The 16,957-nt window shown below is 63.2% G+C and carries 12 protein-coding genes and 3 tRNA genes; 2 read left to right on the top strand and 13 right to left on the bottom strand.

The features are described from left to right. A complete protein-coding gene (gene tsf, locus KG104_RS05840; protein ID WP_207347545.1) occupies positions 1-840 on the bottom strand; it encodes a translation elongation factor Ts in 840 nt (279 codons plus the stop codon). Between the two features lie 135 nt (positions 841-975). After that, positions 976-1,845, bottom strand: a complete 870-nt coding sequence (rpsB, locus tag KG104_RS05835; protein ID WP_104055573.1) for a 30S ribosomal protein S2 — start codon at positions 1,843-1,845, stop codon at positions 976-978. A 484-nt stretch (positions 1,846-2,329) separates the two neighbouring features. Here rpsB and KG104_RS05830 point away from each other — a divergent pair, with 484 nt between their 5' ends. Continuing rightward, positions 2,330-2,851 carry a murein hydrolase activator EnvC family protein gene (locus tag KG104_RS05830; protein WP_237688678.1) on the top strand — a complete coding sequence of 174 codons (522 nt, stop codon included), beginning with the start codon at positions 2,330-2,332 and terminating at the stop codon, positions 2,849-2,851. A 184-nt stretch (positions 2,852-3,035) separates the two neighbouring features. Here the strand turns inward: KG104_RS05830 and KG104_RS05825 are convergent, their stop codons facing one another. The 9 genes from KG104_RS05825 to KG104_RS05785 form a co-directional block, all read right to left on the bottom strand. Next, positions 3,036-4,220 carry an acyl-CoA dehydrogenase family protein gene (locus tag KG104_RS05825; RefSeq protein ID WP_104055341.1) on the bottom strand — a complete coding sequence of 395 codons (1,185 nt, stop codon included), beginning with the start codon at positions 4,218-4,220 and terminating at the stop codon, positions 3,036-3,038. Between the two features lie 214 nt (positions 4,221-4,434). Beyond that, a tRNA-Ile gene (locus KG104_RS05820) sits at positions 4,435-4,508 on the bottom strand. 101 nt (positions 4,509-4,609) lie between these two features. Further along, positions 4,610-5,809 (bottom strand): glycosyltransferase, encoded by a 1,200-nt coding sequence (locus KG104_RS05815; RefSeq protein WP_207347543.1) that lies wholly within the window; start codon positions 5,807-5,809, stop codon positions 4,610-4,612. Next, positions 5,806-6,747, bottom strand: coding sequence for a DMT family transporter (locus tag KG104_RS05810; RefSeq protein WP_207347542.1), 942 nt, complete (start codon positions 6,745-6,747; stop codon positions 5,806-5,808). Before KG104_RS05810 ends, KG104_RS05815 begins: the two co-directional genes overlap by 4 nt. After that, positions 6,747-7,367: a CDP-alcohol phosphatidyltransferase family protein gene (locus tag KG104_RS05805; RefSeq protein ID WP_104161807.1), complete on the bottom strand. Its 621-nt coding sequence runs from the start codon at positions 7,365-7,367 to the stop codon at positions 6,747-6,749. Before KG104_RS05805 ends, KG104_RS05810 begins: the two co-directional genes overlap by 1 nt. Before the next feature lie 31 nt (positions 7,368-7,398). After that, positions 7,399-8,121 (bottom strand): phage holin family protein, encoded by a 723-nt coding sequence (locus KG104_RS05800; RefSeq protein WP_216202356.1) that lies wholly within the window; start codon positions 8,119-8,121, stop codon positions 7,399-7,401. Between the two features lie 162 nt (positions 8,122-8,283). Continuing rightward, positions 8,284-9,720, bottom strand: coding sequence for a sugar porter family MFS transporter (locus KG104_RS05795; protein WP_207347540.1), 1,437 nt, complete (start codon positions 9,718-9,720; stop codon positions 8,284-8,286). A gap of 226 nt (positions 9,721-9,946) precedes the next feature. Next, a complete protein-coding gene (locus KG104_RS05790; RefSeq protein ID WP_207347539.1) occupies positions 9,947-11,116 on the bottom strand; it encodes an NAD(P)-dependent malic enzyme in 1,170 nt (389 codons plus the stop codon). A 160-nt stretch (positions 11,117-11,276) separates the two neighbouring features. Then, positions 11,277-11,349 (bottom strand) — tRNA-Asn (locus KG104_RS05785). A 318-nt stretch (positions 11,350-11,667) separates the two neighbouring features. Between KG104_RS05785 and KG104_RS18020 the strand changes: the two genes are divergently transcribed. Then, positions 11,668-14,655, top strand: coding sequence for an endo-1,4-beta-xylanase (locus KG104_RS18020; RefSeq protein WP_237686997.1), 2,988 nt, complete (start codon positions 11,668-11,670; stop codon positions 14,653-14,655). Positions 14,656-14,722: 67 nt separating this feature from the next. Here the strand turns inward: KG104_RS18020 and KG104_RS05775 are convergent. Then, positions 14,723-14,795, bottom strand: a tRNA-Asn gene (locus KG104_RS05775). Between the two features lie 63 nt (positions 14,796-14,858). Then, positions 14,859-16,868, bottom strand: coding sequence for a DNA primase (gene dnaG / locus KG104_RS05770; protein ID WP_207347538.1), 2,010 nt, complete (start codon positions 16,866-16,868; stop codon positions 14,859-14,861). Positions 16,869-16,957: the final 89 nt, after the last annotated feature.

Genomic DNA, 16,957 nt, shown 5'->3' with positions numbered 1-16,957 from the left:
CTAGGCGCCTACGCGGAAACGGGCGAAACCGGACGGTGCGGTTCCGGCCTCTTCGAGGACCTTCGCAACGGTCTTCTTTGCGTCCTTCGCGAACGGCTGGTCCAGCAGAACGATTTCCTTGAAGAAACCGGTCAGGCGGCCTTCGACGATCTTGGTCAGCGCGGCTTCGGGCTTGCCCTCGGCGCGTGCCGTCTCGTCTGCGATGCGGCGTTCGTTCTCCACGGTCTCGGCGGGGACTTCGTCCCGCGTCAGGTAGGTGGGAGCGTAAGCAGCGGTGTGCACGGCGATGTCATGTGCAGCAGTCTTGGCAGCATCGCTGTCGCCGTCGACGGCGAACAGGACGCCAACCTGAGCAGGCAGATCCTTGGAGGTCTTGTGCAGGTAAGCATCAACGGACTTGCCCTCGATGCGTGCCACGCGGCGGACAACAACCTTCTCGCCCAGGATTGCGCCTTCTTCGACAACAACCTCGGACAGCGGCTTGCCGTCAACGTTGTAGGCGAGGAGGGTTTCTGCGTCGGCAGCACCGGACTCAACAGCGGCAGCCAGAACCTTGTCGGCCAGTTCGATGAACTTGGCGGACTTGGCAACGAAGTCAGTTTCGCAGTTCAGCTCGATCATGACGCCGACGGTGCCGTCGATAACCTTGGCAGCAACCAGGCCCTCTGCGGTGGAACGGCCTTCGCGCTTGGTTGCGCCCTTGAGGCCCTTGATGCGGATGAGCTCCATGGCCTTGTCGGCATCGCCGTTGGCCTCGTCCAGAGCTTTCTTTACATCCATCATGCCGGCGCCGGTGCGCTCGCGCAGTGCCTTGATGTCAGCAGCGGTGTAGTTCGCCATTTGGACTCCAGTCCTCCCGTTATAAGTTTTGGTGAGATTCCGCCAGAGCGGCTGGCCGGAAAGTTCCGGCCAGCCGCGCCAGCAGATACCCTTGGGTTCCCGCTGGCAGGCAGCCGGAACCCAAGGAACTTCTATTTACTTCTCTGTTGCGTCCGCGGCGGGAGCTTCGGCAGCGGCCTCGGCCGGAGCTTCTTCAGCAGCCGGTGCGGCCTCAGCCGGAGCGGCTTCGGCGGCGGGTGCTGCGGCGCCTTCGAGGAGCTCGCGCTCCCACTCAGCCAGCGGCTCAGCCGCAGCTTCCGTGTTGCCGGACTTGTTGTGGCGGGCGATGAGGCCCTCAGCAACAGCGTCAGCGATAACGCGGGTCAGCAGGTTGACGGAGCGAATGGCGTCATCGTTGCCCGGGATCGGGAAGTCGACGTCATCGGGATCGCAGTTGCTGTCCAGGATGGCAACAACGGGGATGTTCAGCTTCTTGGCCTCGTCAATGGCGAGGTGTTCCTTCTGGGTATCAACGATCCAGACCACGGACGGAGCCTTGGTCAGGTTGCGGATGCCGCCGAGGTTGGTCTGCAGCTTGGTGAGCTCGCGCTTCAGCAGCAGCAGTTCCTTCTTGGTGTGGCCGGAGCCGGCAACGTCGTCGAAGTCGATCTCTTCGAGTTCCTTCAGACGCTGGATGCGCTTGGCAACGGTCTGGAAGTTGGTGAGCATACCGCCGAGCCAGCGCTGGTTCACGTACGGCTGGCCAACACGGGTGGCCTGCTCGGCGATGGCTTCCTGAGCCTGCTTCTTGGTACCGACAAACAGTACGGTTCCGCCGTGGGCAACGGTGGCCTTGACGAACTCGTAGGCGCGGTCGATGTAGGACAGCGACTGCTGGAGGTCGATGATGTAGATGCCGTTGCGCTCGGTGAAGATGAAACGCTTCATCTTCGGGTTCCAGCGACGGGTCTGGTGTCCAAAGTGGACGCCGCTGTCGAGCAGCTGGCGCATTGTAACGACGGGCATGTCGTCACTCCTTCCGGCAGCGGATCGGCGTGCCGAAGCACATGTTTCCTGCTGCCAATTGACGGTTGATAGCTGTACACCCGGGCGGGTGAAGCTCCTGGTGCCCATCAGCTGAAACAGCATGCATCTCCTGCCGGCTTACCGGACCGATGGAGAGGCACCCCGGCTTTTCCATGGGAAAGGTCGGGATAATTGGGGCACGCGTAGTCAGATTCCAGTGCCGGACACGCGCTTGCGTTTCGGTGAAACACGGGCGGCACCCCCCCTGCGGGCAGGGAACATGGCACAGCAAACTGCTTCGTCAACTATACACCAGCTCGGGGGACGTTCCGCCCTCCCCAGGGTCCGGCACCGCGGCCGGAGCGGCAAGGTTTTCCACCGCCGTCCAGAAAGCCCCCGACGGGGCCCCGCCGCCGGTTCATGATGGGGCATGATCACGCGATCCCGGGGCCGCAGCTTACTGACTGCTCTTCTCATACTGCCCGTGTCCGCCTCGATGCCGATCCAAGCCCTGAGCCCTCCGACGCCGGCCGCAGAACCCCGGGCCGGCGCCTCCCGCGTCGCCACGACAGCCTACGAGCCTGCGTGGAGCTGGCCCCTCTCCCCTGCCCCCCAGGTTATCCGGGATTTTCGGGCACCGCCGCAGCGCTGGCTGGCCGGTCACCGGGGAGCTGACCTCGCGGCACTGCCCGGGGCGCAGGTGCTCAGCCCGTCAGCAGGGACCGTGGTCTTTGCCGGCTGGGTGGTGAACCGGCCGGTCATGACGGTTGATGTGGGCGGAGGGTTGCTGGCGAGCTTTGAACCGGTGGACGCTTCCGTGTCCACCGGGGACTCGGTCACTGAAGGCGAGGTTATCGGCGTGCTGGCGGAGGCACCGTCTCCGGGCCACTGCGCGGTGTCCTGCCTGCACTGGGGCGTGCGGCTGAACGGCAACTACGTCAATCCGCTGATCTACGTGACGGACCGCAGACCTTCGGTGCTGCTGCCGCTGCAGCGGGGCCGCTGACCTGTCCGCTTCGAGGGAGGACTGATCCGTGAACGCGCGGGTCCGTCAACTCAGTGGTCCATTAGCCGTTCCGTTAACGCACTGTGGCCAGCCCCCGGAGGGACTGACCACATGTCAGGAACAGCGCCAGGCCCGAAGAACTCCCGGCGGAAACCGCCAGGCCGGACCGCCCGCATCCTCTGCTTTAGACGAACGCGGCTACCCCGGTGATGGCACGGCCGGTGACCAGCGTGTTGATCTCGTACGTTCCTTCGTAGGAGTAGATCGCTTCGGCATCGGCGAAGATCTTGGCCATTCCGTAGTCCGTAACGATTCCGTTTCCGCCAAGGATGCTGCGGCCCAGCGCCACCGACTCGCGCATGCGTGCCGTTGTGAAGGCCTTGGCCAGCGCGGACTGTTCATCCTTGGCCCGGCCCAGGTCTTCCAGCTGCGCCAAACGGACCATCATGCCCATGGAGCTGACGGTGTTTCCCAGGATCTTGACGAGCTGCTCCTGGACGAGCTGGAAGGACGCAAGCGGCTTACCGAACTGCTGGCGCTCCACGGCGTACTTGCGGGCCACATCGAAGGCGGCCATTTGCTGGCCCACAGCCTGCCAGGCCACGGCAAGCCGGGTGACCTTGAGGACCTTGTTGGTGTCCTTGAAGCTGTTGGCGCCCTTCAGGTGGAAGTCATCGCTAACCACCACGTTGTCCAGGACAATATCGGCATTCTGCACCGTGCGGAGGGCAATCTTGTTCTCGATCTTGGTGGCGCTGTAGCCCTCGGTCTTGGTGTCCACGAGGAAGCCCTTGACCTGGTTGTCTGCAACGTCGCGGGCGTAGATGACCACCCAGTCGGAGAACGTGGCGTTGCCGATCCAGCGCTTTTCGCCGTTCAGAATCCAGTTGTCGCCGTCGCGGCGGGCCGTGGTGCGGGTACCGCCGGCAACATCGGAGCCGCCCAGCGGCTCGGTCAGTCCGAAGGCGCCAATCTTCTTCATCGCATAGATGTCGGGCAGCCAGGCAGCCTTCTGCTCCTCTGAAGCCAGCGCTTCGATGGAGCCGGTGAACAGGCCGTCGTGCACACCCAGGAATGTTGCAAAGGAGGTGTCAGCACGGGTGAACTCCGCGTGGCAGAGACCTGCGAAGAGGTTGGAGTGGCCCTGGCGGTAAACCGGGCTCATGACGTCCAGCTCGGCGATTTTCGGGATCATGTGGTGCGGGAATTCACCGGCATTCCACCAGTCCGCAGCGTGCGGAGTGACCTCTGCCTTCAACCAGGCGCGGACCTCAAGGAGGCGGTCCCGCTCCTTGTCCGAGAGAAGCTCCTCAAATGCGTAGAAGTCGCCGTCCGCGTACGGGAGATTGTCGACGTCGATAGTTGCCATGGAAATATCCTTCGCTGCTGATCATCAGTGATCTGTAGGCTGTGAAGCCGGTCTCATTCATGTTACCCATCAGTAACATGATGTACAACACGATCGCATTCTGCGGGTGCAGGACTGCCGGCCTGCGGTGCAAAAGAAAACACCCCGGTCCGAAGACCGGGGTGTTACCTATGTCGCGACTCATTCGGAAATGATGTCTCGACTCATCACGTAGTAGGGCTGGTGGGGCTTGAACCCACGACCCACGGATTATGAGTCCGCTGCTCTGACCAGCTGAGCTACAGCCCCTCGACGCCCGCACGCGGGCAGTGCTGCGACGAACGCAACATGGACATCCTAGTGGCAGGCATGTCCCTCCCACCAATCCGGCGGGAGGGACACACGGCGAGCTAGAGGGTTCCCTGGTCCAGAGGCCGCCCGTAGTACAGGTCCTCAAAGGTGGACAAAGTGGCGTCCAGGCTGTGGCGCTCCACCATCGAGCGGCTGTGCGCGCCCATTGCGGCCCGCTCGGCGGAGCCCAGTTCGAGGATGGACGTCAGCCGGTCGCTGAGTTCATCGCTGTTGCCTGGTTCAAACAGGTAACCGTTGCGCCCCGGGTCCACGAGGTGCGGCAGTGCCATCGCATCGGCCAGCAGTACCGGGGTGGACGCCGACATCGCTTCAAGGGTCACCAGCGACTGAAGTTCAGCGGTCCCGGGCATGACGAACACATCGGCCCGCTGATAGGCCCGCCGCAGGTCAGCGTCGGAAACCAGGCCGTGGAAGACAACCCTGCCCTCCAGTCCCAGCCGCTTCACCTGTGCCTGCAGGCTGCTCTTGACCTCGCCGCCGCCAATAATGTCGGCGCAGACGTTCAAATGGGACGGCACCTTCGCCACGGCATCGATCAGCACGTCAACGTGCTTTTCCTCCGCCAATCGGCCAACAAAAAGCACGGTGGGGTGTTCGTGCGGTTCGATTACCTCGCCGGGCTGCAGTTCGTAGACCGATGCATCGATGCCGTTGGAGAGGGGCAGCACGTCGGGCAGGAAGGCATGGTCATGCATGGCCTTCGCAGCCAGCGGCGTGGGGGTGGTGACAACCGCGGCACGGCCCATGACCTTGCCCATGTCCTTCCACGAGTTCTTGGCAACGATGTTCTTGAACCAGCGGGGGAACGGCAGGAAAGGATCGAGGTTTGCGGGCATGAAGTGGTTGGTGGCAATGACGCGGATCCCCCGCTTTTCCGCCTCGTACAGCGTGTACTCCCCCACCATGTAATGGCACTGGATATGGACCACATCGGGCTGCACCCGGTCGAAGAGCAGGCTGATTTCCTTTTTGATCTCCCACGGCAGGCAGATGCGCCAGTACTCGTGGGTGGGGACACCGTGTGACCGGAGCCGGTGCACGGGCCAGTCTCCGTCCAAGTCGCTGCGGCTGCCGCCGTCGACGTCGTTAGGCGCGAGAACGTGCACGTCATGGCCGCGTCCGTTCAATCCGCGCGCCAGCCGGTAGCCGAACTGGGCGGCACCGTTCAGGTGCGGCGGGTAGGTGTCGCACGCAATGAGGATGGTCAGCGGTTTGTCGGCCGATGCGTCGTCGGTCACAGGGAGCCCCTCTTTTGGTCTTTCGAAGTTTTTGCGGCACCTTGCTTTTGCCGGCGCCGTGCCTCTGCCCGCCTCTGGATGACGTCCGGATGGTACCGGGACAGGGCAACGACCCCCACGATAGCAATCAAAGCTGCGACCCCCATGGCAACGGCCGCAACAGCAGGCACATCGGGCACCAGTTCATGAAGCACTCCGATGCCGATGGCGATGCCCACCATCGGATCAATCACCGTGAGCCCGGCAATCACAAGATCCGGCGGGCCGCTGGAGTAGGCGCTTTGCACAAACCAGGCCCCGAGCCCGCCGGCGACGGCGATGCCCAGAAGCGTGTACCACGGGACGTTGAACAGGAACCGGCCGTTGGGATTCAGCAGATCCGCCGCAATGACCTTGGTCAGTACCGCCACAAAACCGAACAGGACTCCGGCGCCCACGATGAAGCCGATGGCCCCGATCCGCCGCCCGAACAGTGCGTTCAGTGTGCCGAAGAACACCACTGCCACCGCCAGGATCAACACGATGGTCAGCTCCTGTGCGGGCCGCACCTCCTGCTGGTCCCGGGTGACGCCGACGGCGAGGGAGACAAACAGTGCGCTGCCCACCACGCACGCCACGATGGAGACGACGGTAATGCGGTTCATCCGCAGGCCCTGGTCCCTGGAATTCACGATGGTGGTGATCACCAGCGCGATCGAGCCGATGGGCTGGACCACGGTCAGCGGAGCCAGGGTCAGCGCCGTGACATTCAGGGCGGTACCCACCCCCAGCAGGAACAGTCCCAGCAGCCAGCGGGGATTGCGCAGCAGCCGCAGCAGCTGCGAAGAACGCAGCTCCAGTCCGCCCGTGTCGGCGCTGACCGCGCTTCCCTGGCGCTGGGCACCAAAGGCCAGGAACACCGCGCTGGCCAGGGCACACGTGATGGCGATGCCGACCATTAGCCGTTCCCGGCCGCAGCGCGTTCCCGGGCATGCTTATTCCAGGACGCGCGCAGATAACCTGCCGCTGCAAGAATGTGGCCAATGCAGCCGAGCAGAAGCACGGCCGTCCCCGCGGCGGACAGCCAGGCGTATTCAAATCCCGGGACCCGCTGGAGCAGCAGCATCGGGGCGCCGAGCAGAAGCAGGGCAGTCCGTATCTTGCCGATGTTGCTTACGGGGAGATTGGGACTGCCCCGGAACAGCACGAGGGCGTTAATGATGAGGACGGCGTCCGGAATCACGATGGCCAGGACCAGCCATGACGGAGCTATTCCATCCACCACGAAGGTTACTGCAACAACGATCAGGGCCAACCGGTCAGCCACCGGGTCCAGCCACTTGCCCACCCGGGACACCTGCCCCAGCCGGCGCGCCAGATATCCGTCCACCCAGTCGGTGGAACCCACGGTCACGAGGGTGATGAACGCCGGCCCGTACTCGTCACGGACGATGAACCAGACAAACAGCGGCACTCCGAGAAAGCGAAGGACCGTGATCAGGTTCGGAAGGGTCCAGAAGGTGTCCAGTTCCGCTGGCGCACGGCCCGGACGCGTTCCCGCACCGATCACTCTGATCACGGCCCACTCCCCTTGTCAGCGATGATGGGACCTATTTTTGCGAGAGCCTGCGCATCATGATGACCATGGCCAGCAGTGATGCCGCCAGCGCCGTCAGCGGCTGCCAGCGTTCCTTGATCAGGGCCATGATTTCGTCGCTGGACGACGCGGCGCCCTGCCCGTCAGTGCCGGAGCTGCGGTGCTGAGCGGCGCGGCGCGCCTTGAGCTCCCGGATCTGTTCCTTGACGTCGGCTTTCTCGCCCAGTCCGTCCCGGACGGCGGCCATGTGCTCGCGGCGCTGCCGGGTGCGGGTGCGCAGTTCCTCGGGCGTGGCCTGCTTGGGGGCGTCGTCGTCGTTCTTCTTCTTGTCTTTGTCCTTGTTCTTGTCCTTGGGCTCCGCAGGCTTCTTCTCCAGCGTGGCCGGGTCGAAGCTGCGTCCTTCCTTGAGGACCCCGAGGTCATACCGAAGGCCATAGATGGCTTCCTCGGGAAGCAGCGGCAGGGTCTTCTTGAACCGGCTGTATCCGATCAAACCACCCACTGCGGCGATGATCAGGAACAGCAGGGCCACCAGCAGCGCGGCAAGCCACCCCGGCATGATGGTGCCCAGGCCAAGGATCGCGGCGACAACCAGCGCAACGGCCAGACCGGCGATGAAGAGCAGCGCAATCACCATGAATGCTGCGGCGATTCCTGCCTTGATGCCCTTCTGCTTCATTTCGGCAGTGGCCAAGCCAAGCTCATCCGTCAGCTGGCGGGGGGTCAGCCGGGCCATTACTTTCGCTAAACCGACCAGCGAGGAGTTCCCTGCGGTCCTTCTTGTACTAGCGGAGCGTTTCATGCGCCCAGCCTCCGTCCCCTGATTATTCTTCGCCGTTGCCATTACCCAAAATTACCATTGTCCTCACCTTTCACATTGTGAACAGGGGGAACCCGCCTACGTGGTTTCCAGACCTTCCCGATCTTCGAGGTCCCGGCCCGAGAACTCCGGCAGCTTTGTCTTGACGAACCAGAACGAGATCACGGCAAAGATGGTGAAGATGGCGTACATGATCCAGACCCCAAAGTTGTCGCTCACCCAGGGGAAGGAAAGGGTGACTATGAAGTTGAAGATCCAGTTGACCATCGCTCCCAGCCCAAGGGCCAGCGAGCGGATGTTGTTCGGGAAGACCTCGCCGAGGGTGACCCACATGACCGGTCCCCAGGTAGCGGCAAAGAAGATGACGAAGAGGTTCGCGCCCACGAGCGCCACCGGTCCCCAAATACCGGTCAGTTCCACGCTGTCGCCAATACCTTCGGCCTGGGAGAAGGAGACCGTTGCCATCAAAAGGCCCACGAACATGCCCGCAGAACCAATCATCAGCAGCTTGCGGCGACCGATCCTGTCGACAAAGGCAATGGCCACAATGGTCATAACGACGTTGATGACGGAGGTGATGACCGACGTCGTGAACGAGTCGCTTTCGCTGAATCCCACGGACTTCCACAGTGTCGTGGAGTAGTAGAAGATGGCGTTGATGCCCACCAGCTGCTGGAAAGCGGCGATGGCCATGCCAACCCAGAGGATCGGCTGGAGTCCGAACTTCGGGCCGCGCAGGTCCTTGAAAGTGGGCTTCTTGCTGTTGAAGCTCTCCCTGATCTGTCGGATCTTCAGGTCCGTGTCCTGAACCCCGGAGACCGAGCGCAGCACCCTCGCCGCGTCTTCGTCCCGGTTGTGGCGAACCAGATACTGGGGAGATTCCGGAATGGTCAGGGCCAGCACACCGTAAACGATGGCGGGAAGGACACCAACCAGCAGCATCCAGCGCCACGCCGCCAAGCCCCACCACAGTTCTCCGAGGGCGCTGCCCGCGGTATCAGCCAGGAAAGCGTCGGACAGCAGCGCGGCAAAGATGCCCAGGGTGATCGCCAGCTGCTGGACCGAGCCCAGCGCTCCGCGCCACTTGCTGGGGGCAACCTCAGCGATGTAGCCCGGTGCGATGACGGACGCGGTGCCGATGGCGAGGCCTCCCACCAGACGCCACCACATCAGGTCCCACTCGCTGAAGGCATAGGCGGAACCCACGGAGTTGGCGGCGAACAGAATGGCAGCGCCCACCATGACCTTCTTGCGCCCCAGCCGGTCTGCCAGCTGACCGGCAAACCAGGCACCCGCTGCGCAACCCAAAAGAGTGATGGCGACCGTAAAGCCCAGAATCCCGGGGCTCAGTGTAAATTCTTCGCCAATGGCGTCCACGGCGCCGTTGATCACCGCCGTGTCAAACCCAAACAGCAGGCCGCCCACTGCTGCCGCCACGGTAACTGCAATCACCTTGAACGGGTGGGCCACCTTGTCGGATTCACCCGGGTGAGGCTCTGGCTGGCTTGCGCCCATTGAAGGTTCCTCTGTCTCTCGTAGATGTTGTGAAAGTCCCGCCCCAAACCTACTAATCCTACGCATAACCCTAGGCACGAAGGGCCTAGGTGGGAACAGGCCGAGAAGCAGAGGCCTTGCCGCTGCGGCGAAAGCAGTGCCGGGGCGGACTTTACAACCGCCGAAAAACGCTGCAGGCCGCCGATGTCCTGCGTGCGGCGGCCTGCAGGGGCGTTTTTCCGTAAGGCTAGCGGTCCCGCGCGGCGGCGGCCACTGCTGCTGCGACGGCCGGCGCGACTCGGTGGTCCAGCGGGTTGGGAACGATGCAGCGGGCGCTGAGATCGGCTCCCACCAGGTCTGCGATGGCTGCAGCGGCGGCCACCTTCATGGCCGGGGTGATCCGCCGCGCGCCGCTGTCCAGGGCGCCGCGGAACACCCCCGGAAAGGCCAGCACGTTGTTAATCTGGTTCGGGAAGTCGCTGCGCCCGGTGGCAATCACGGCGGCATAGCGTGCAGCCACCTCGGGATGGACTTCCGGATCGGGATTGGAGAGGGCAAAAATCACCGCATCCGGGGCCATGGTCGCCAGAACTGCCTCATCCACAGTGCCGGAGGATACTCCGATGAAGACGTCCGCCTCGTTGAGGGCTTCAGCGGCTCCGCCGTCCACGCCTCGGGGATTGGTCCTGGCGGCCAGGTCAGCCTTGACTCCGGTGAGATCCGTTCGTCGCTCAGAGAGGATCCCGCGCGAATCGAGGACCACAACGTCCCGGATTCCGGCCTCCAGCAGGATGTTGGCGCAGGCCACTCCCGCGGCGCCGGCGCCTGAGATCACCACCCGCAGGCCCTCCAGCGGGCGGTCGACGACGCGCGCAGCATTGCGCAACGCGGCGAGAACCACGATGGCGGTGCCGTGCTGATCATCATGCATGACCGGGCAGTCCAGGGCTTCGATGAGCCGCTGTTCCAACTCGAAGCAGCGCGGTGCGGCAATGTCTTCGAGGTTCACGGCACCGTAGCTGGGCCGCAGCCGGACCAGCGTTTCGATAATTTCATCAACGTTGGTGGTGTTTAGAACCAGCGGGATGGAATTCAGCTTGCCAAAGGCTTTGAACAGTGCAGATTTTCCCTCCATCACCGGCAGGGAAGCAGAGGGACCGATGTTCCCGAGTCCCAGCACTGCCGTACCGTCGCTGACCACAACCACCAGCCGGGAGGCCCAGGTGTAGGTGTCCGCCAGTTCGGGATCTGCGGCGATCGCCCGGCTCACCTCGGCGACCCCGGGGGTGTAGGCGATGGACAGGTTCCTGATGCTGTCCAGCGGAAGCCGTGATTCAACAGATAGCTTGCCGCCCTCATGCGAACCGAAGATGTCCCCGGTGCTGATGGGCTGCCGGGCATGTGCGTGTGCTGTCATGACGAGTCTCCTGCCGAGATTGCCGGAAAAGGCAGTGAGACGGCCGGCGGGGAATGTCCGGGACTGGCCGTCGTCGGCAAACTATCGACCCACTGTAACCGCAGAAGATATAAAAAATGACCCCCTGGGAGGCATTTTCAGCCTCGCAGGGGGTCTCTTGCTCCTCCGACTGGACTTGAACCAGTAACCCTTCGATTAACAGTCGAATGCTCTGCCAATTGAGCTACGGAGGAAAGCGCGAGTTCTACTATACAGGGTTTTTGGTGTGTATATGCACATCCGGGTGTGTTCCGGATCTCATGATCCCGTTCCCCCGACCAACCACCGGCACTGCGCCAAAACACCGGTGCGGGCCAACAACCTCCATATCAGTCCCGCCGGTGGAAGTGCAATGGGAAGCATGGATTTGCCCGTCAACAGCGGCTATTGCTGTTGACCCCGTCCGGGGACGTTCATACCGTTCCCCACGCCGCTTCAGGCAGGCTTCGAACCCAAGCGCCAACTGTGGCTGCCGTCGTGGTGGCCCCGCAATGTACTCAAGGGAGAGTTCCATGAAGGTACCGCGTTTACTCACCGCTCTTTTTCTGACCTCGGCGCTGGTCCTGCCGACGGTTCCGGCGGTGGCCGTGCAGCAGGATGGAAAGCGTCCACCGGGACAGTCCAAACAAGACACCCTGCGCCGAGCCGCACCGAAGGACTTCAACATTGGTTCAGCCGTTGCCGGCGGCGGTCACCACGAGACTCAGGACTACCCCGATCCCTTTACCTTCGACAAGGAATACCGCAGGGAGCTTGCCGCTGAGTTCAATTCAGTGTCACCGGAGAACCAGGCGAAGTGGGAATTCATCCATCCGGAAAAGGATGTCTACCGCTTCGCCGAAATGGATTCGATTGTTCGGTTCGCCCAAAAGAACAAACAGGCAGTGCGCGGCCACACACTCTTCTGGCACAGCCAGAATCCGCAGTGGCTGGAGCAGGGAAACTTTTCGAAAGAGGAGCTCCGCGGGATCCTCAAGGACCATGTGCAGACCGTGGTGGGCAGGTATGCCGGAAAAATCCAGCAATGGGACGTAGCCAATGAGATCTTCAACGACGACGGAACCCTGCGCACCACTGAAAACATCTGGCTCCGGGAGCTGGGACCGGACATCATTGCCGACGTCTTCCAGTGGGCACATGAGGCCGACCCTTCGGCGAAGCTTTTCTTCAACGACTTCGGGGTCGAGGACATCAACCCGAAGAGCAACGCCTACCTTGAACTCATCCCCCGGCTGCAGGCACAGGGCGTGAAGGTTGACGGCTTCGCCATCCAGGGGCATCTAAGCACCCGGTACGGCTTCCCCGACGCCCTTCAGGCCAACCTGCAGCGCTTTGATGATTTGGGCCTGGAAACGGCCATTACCGAAATCGATGTCCGCATGGACATTGTTGCCGGCACCGAGCCGACCTCTGAGCAGCTCGCGCAGCAGGCGGACTACTACCAGCGTGCCCTCAAGGCCTGCCTGTCAGTCGAGGACTGCAACTCATTTACCATCTGGGGTTTTACGGACAAGTACTCCTGGGTTCCGGTGTTCTTCGCGGGTGAGGGTGAGGCAACAGTCATGGAGGAGGACTTCACGCGGAAGCCCGCGTACTACGCCCTGCGGAAAACCTTGAAGGATCCCTCTTCTGTCCCTGACGATGGAGGCGGGTCGCAGCCGCCGCCTGCCGGCGAGACTCCCGGCGGCGTGTCATCCGGCTTCGAGACGGGGACCGACGGATGGGCTGCCCGCGGGGACGGCGTCCTGATTGCCCAAAGCTCTGATGCCCGCACCGGGACCGGTAGCTTGCTGGTCACGAACCGTTCCCAGGACTGGCACGGCGCCGCCCTCGATGTCACCGGCGCCCTGCCTGTCGGTGCCGCCGTTCGGATCTCCGTGTGGGCCAAACTCGCCCCCGGACAGCAGCCGGCTTCGCTGAAGATCTCCGTTCAGCGTGACAACGGGGGCGGCAGCGCCTTCGAGGGCGTTGCTGGTGCGGCCGCCACTGTCACCGCCGACGGCTGGACCGAGCTTACGGGCACATACACCCTCGGTGCGGCTGCGGACAAAGCTCAGGTATACGTCGAAGGGACGGCCGGAGTGGATTATTTGCTCGATGACTTCAGTCTCGCGGCGGTTCCGGAGATCCCCATCCAAACCGATGTCCCCTCGTTGAAGGATGTCCTCGGTGCGCAGGGAATCGAACATGTGGGAGCAGCGATCGACGCGCGCGAGACAGCAGGCAGCGCAGCTAACCTCATGCGGAAGCATTTCAACGCCTTTACGCCTGAGAACGCCGGCAAGCCTGAGAGTGTGCAGCCCGTCGAAGGACAGTTCACCTTCACCCAGCTTGACCAGCTGCTGGATTTCGCGGACGCCAACAATGTTCAGGTGTACGGGCATGTGCTGGTTTGGCATTCCCAAACCCCGGAATGGTTCTTCAAGGACGGTTCCCGGGACCTGACCGGCAATCCAGCCGACCGGGCCCTGTTGAAGGCGCGCATGGAGGCCCACATCAAGGGCATCGCGGATCACATCAATGCCCGCTACCCGAACGGGGACAGCCCCGTCTGGGCCTGGGATGTTGTCAACGAGACGATCGCTGACGGTGACACCGCCAACCCGCACGATATGCGGGACAGCCGCTGGTTCCAGATCCTTGGTGAGCGCTATGTCGACGAGGCGTTCCGACTGGCCGACCGGTACTTCCCGGAGGCCAAGCTCTTCATCAACGATTACAACACTGAAATGCCCTCAAAACGTGCGGACTATCTCGACTTGATCCGTGCGCTGGAAGCCCGCGGCGTGCCCATCGACGGTGTGGGCCATCAGGCCCACGTCGACGTCGCCCGTCCGGTCCAGTGGCTCGAGGACTCAATACGGGCTGTTGAGAAGGTCAATCCGGATCTCCTTCAGGCGATCACTGAGCTCGACGTAAACGCCTCCACCGAGAACCAGGGCGCGGACGTCGGCGGAGCACCCGTGGACCCATACTCGCCGGCTTTCGAGAACGACGCCGATGCCGCAGCCGAAGTGGGCTATTACTACCGCGACCTGTTCGCCATGCTGCGCAGGCAAAGTTCGGCGATCGATTCGGTCACGTTCTGGGGCATCAGCAACGCACGCAGCTGGCTGCGGACCTGGCCGATGGCCCGGCCGTGGGAGCAGCCGCTCCCGTTCGACGATGACCTGCAGGTCACACCGGCTTACTGGGGCATCGTGGATCCCGCGAAACTGCCGGCCCGGCCTGCCGACGTCCTGGCTCCGCGGATCGCCGACCAGCCGGACGTGGTGGTTTACGCGAAGCGGGCCGGCCGGGCAAAAGTGTCCTACCCGCTACCCTCGGCCATCGACACCCTTGACGGAAAGGTGCCGGTGAACTGCTCTCCGCGACGCGGCGGTTCCTTTGCCGTGGGAACAACCACGGTCACCTGCACAGCCACGGATGCAGCCGGGAACACGAGGACCAACAGCTTCGACGTGGTGGTGAAGAAGCACAGGCACTCCGGACGGCGCTGACCGCCGCATCACCCACATAAAAAATGAGGCCCGAACCGGTATTCCCGGTTCGGGCCTCATTCATTTGCTCCTCCGACTGGACTTGAACCAGTAACCCTTCGATTAACAGTCGAATGCTCTGCCAATTGAGCTACGGAGGAAAGCGCGAGTACTACTCTACAGAGGTTTTGCGGGGAAGCGAAATCGGTGCCTGTCAGAGGCCCTTACTGGTCTCCCCGCAACGCCCTGCGCTGCATTTCCAGCTCCATCAGCTCACGGTTCAACTGTTGGAACAGGGCCGGGTCCGCCGACGGATCGAGCCGCTGCAGCTGGCCCAGTTTCTCGGCTTTCAGATGTGTCACCTGGAGTTCGAACAGCCGGTTGAGGATGTCCCGGCAGTACCGCTGCAGGGCATCGTTGTCCCGGGCGTGCAGCGGTGTTACGGCAAGTTCGCTGACGAAGTCGCGGAGGGTGTCCGGCAGTTCCTGACGGACCTGTTCCACCCATTGTGCCGGTGCCGTGCCGGCATGCCCGGCGGCAATGATGGCGTTGTGCACGGCAAGGTAGGCCGGAACAGAGAAGCGGGCCGCTTTGAAGCGTTCCCACTGCCCCTCATCCAGCAGTCCCGGCTGCTGCAGGGCCACTTCCAGTGCCTGCCGCTCCATGCGGGCGGCGGGATCCCTCGGGTCCGGCCGGGAAAAGACCGGCTCCTCCAGTACCGGTTCCGGCACGGACTGACCGTAACCGCCGCCGTTGTCCTGAGGCTGCTGGTAGCCTTGGCGGCTCCCCTCCTGGGCCTGTTGCTGGCCTCTGCGGTCCCGGGACTCGTGCTGGGAGCCGCGGGCGTCGTCGCGCCCCGCAGCGGACGGTGCGGACTTGCCGTGCGTACCGCCTTCCCGCAGCCGCTTGGCAGCCGACGAGACGGCGCGCGTGACGTCGTCGACGTCGGTGCCCAGCCAGCCGGCGAGCTCGCGGGCGTAGGCCGGGCGCATGGCGGGATCGCGGATTTCCGCCACCACCGGTGCTGCGGCACGCAGCGCCTGAACCCGGCCTTCAACCGTATTGAGGTCGAATTTGCGCAGCGTGGAGCGGATGGAGAACTCGAACAGCGGACGCCGGGAGCGGATGAGCTCAGCGACGGCGGTGTCGCCGTGTTTCTGCCGGATGTCGCACGGATCCATGCCCTCCGGGTCTACGGCCACATAGGTCTGAGCTGTGAAGCGCTGGTCCAGATCGAAGGCTTTCAGCGCTGCCTTCTGTCCCGCGGCGTCCCCGTCGAAGGTGAAGATCACCTCTCCCCCGGAACCGTCGTCGGACAGCAGCCGGCGGGCAATCTTGACGTGGTCCTCGCCAAAGGCGGTGCCGCAGGTGGCGACGGCGGTGGTGATCCCCGCGAGGTGGCAAGCCATAACGTCCGTATAACCTTCGACGACGACGATCTGCCGGTCCTTGGCGATGGACCGCTTGGCCAGGTCAATGCCGTAGAGGACCTGCGATTTCTTGTAGAGCGCAGTCTCGGGGGTGTTCAGGTATTTGGGTCCCTGGTCATCCTCGTAAAGCTTGCGGGCGCCGAACCCGATCACGGCTCCGGTCAGGTCGCGGATGGGCCAGATCAACCGGCCGCGGAACCGGTCGTAGAAGCGAGAGGCGTCGGACCCGGTGGAGAACATGCCGGTGCCCGCCAGTTCCTCGCGGGTGAATCCCTTGTCCGTGAGGTGTTTGAGCAGGGTGTCCCAGCCCTGCTGTGCATAGCCCACGCCGAAGTGGGCTGCGGCTGCCGGGTTAAAGCCGCGTTCCTGCAGGAAGTCCCGGGCCGCCTGGGCTCCGGGGGTGCGCAGCTGCGCGGCGAAGAACTCTGCCGCGATCTTGTGGGCGTCCAGCAGCCGCTGGCGCTTGCCGACGTCTTCGCGGCGCGGTCCGGTTCCACCGTCTTCATAGTGCAGCTCGTAGCCGAGCCGGGCGGCGAGCTTTTCCACTGTCTCCGAAAAGGTGCCGTGGTCCATCTTCTGGACAAAGGAAATGACGTCGCCGCTCTCGCCGCAGCCAAAGCAATGGTAGGTGCCTACCTGCGGCCGGACGTGGAAGGACGGGGAACGTTCGTCGTGGAAGGGGCACAGACCCTTGTACGAACCGATGCCGGCGGACTTGAGGGTCACGTAGCCGTCGATCACGGCCTTGATGTCGGTGCGGGAGCGTACTTCGTCAATGTCTTCGCGTTTAATCAGGCCGGCCATGATCCCAGTCTATTCTTCCTGTCCTAACCGCTGTGGCTGGTCACGCGCGGCACGCCCAGGGATCCAGTGCAGAAAGGCTCCGCACAAAG

The organism is Arthrobacter sunyaminii (assembly GCF_018866305.1).
GTDB lineage: Bacteria > Actinomycetota > Actinomycetes > Actinomycetales > Micrococcaceae > Arthrobacter_B > Arthrobacter_B sunyaminii.
Note: the sequence above shows the minus strand (reverse complement) of the source record. Positions and strands in the feature narration are given on the sequence as shown.

What these genes read in the sequence shown, in the direction of transcription:
- tsf (WP_207347545.1), bottom strand. Translation starts at nt 840, where the DNA reads ATGGCGAACTACACCGCTGCTGACATCAAGGCACTGCGCGAGCGCACC.
- rpsB (WP_104055573.1), bottom strand. Translation starts at nt 1,845, where the DNA reads ATGCCCGTCGTTACAATGCGCCAGCTGCTCGACAGCGGCGTCCACTTT.
- KG104_RS05825 (WP_104055341.1), bottom strand. Translation starts at nt 4,220, where the DNA reads ATGGCAACTATCGACGTCGACAATCTCCCGTACGCGGACGGCGACTTC.
- KG104_RS05810 (WP_207347542.1), bottom strand. Translation starts at nt 6,747, where the DNA reads ATGGTCGGCATCGCCATCACGTGTGCCCTGGCCAGCGCGGTGTTCCTG.
- KG104_RS05800 (WP_216202356.1), bottom strand. Translation starts at nt 8,121, where the DNA reads ATGGCCCGGCTGACCCCCCGCCAGCTGACGGATGAGCTTGGCTTGGCC.
- KG104_RS05795 (WP_207347540.1), bottom strand. Translation starts at nt 9,720, where the DNA reads ATGGGCGCAAGCCAGCCAGAGCCTCACCCGGGTGAATCCGACAAGGTG.
- KG104_RS05790 (WP_207347539.1), bottom strand. Translation starts at nt 11,116, where the DNA reads ATGACAGCACACGCACATGCCCGGCAGCCCATCAGCACCGGGGACATC.
- KG104_RS18020 (WP_237686997.1), top strand. Translation starts at nt 11,668, where the DNA reads ATGAAGGTACCGCGTTTACTCACCGCTCTTTTTCTGACCTCGGCGCTG.
- dnaG (WP_207347538.1), bottom strand. Translation starts at nt 16,868, where the DNA reads ATGGCCGGCCTGATTAAACGCGAAGACATTGACGAAGTACGCTCCCGC.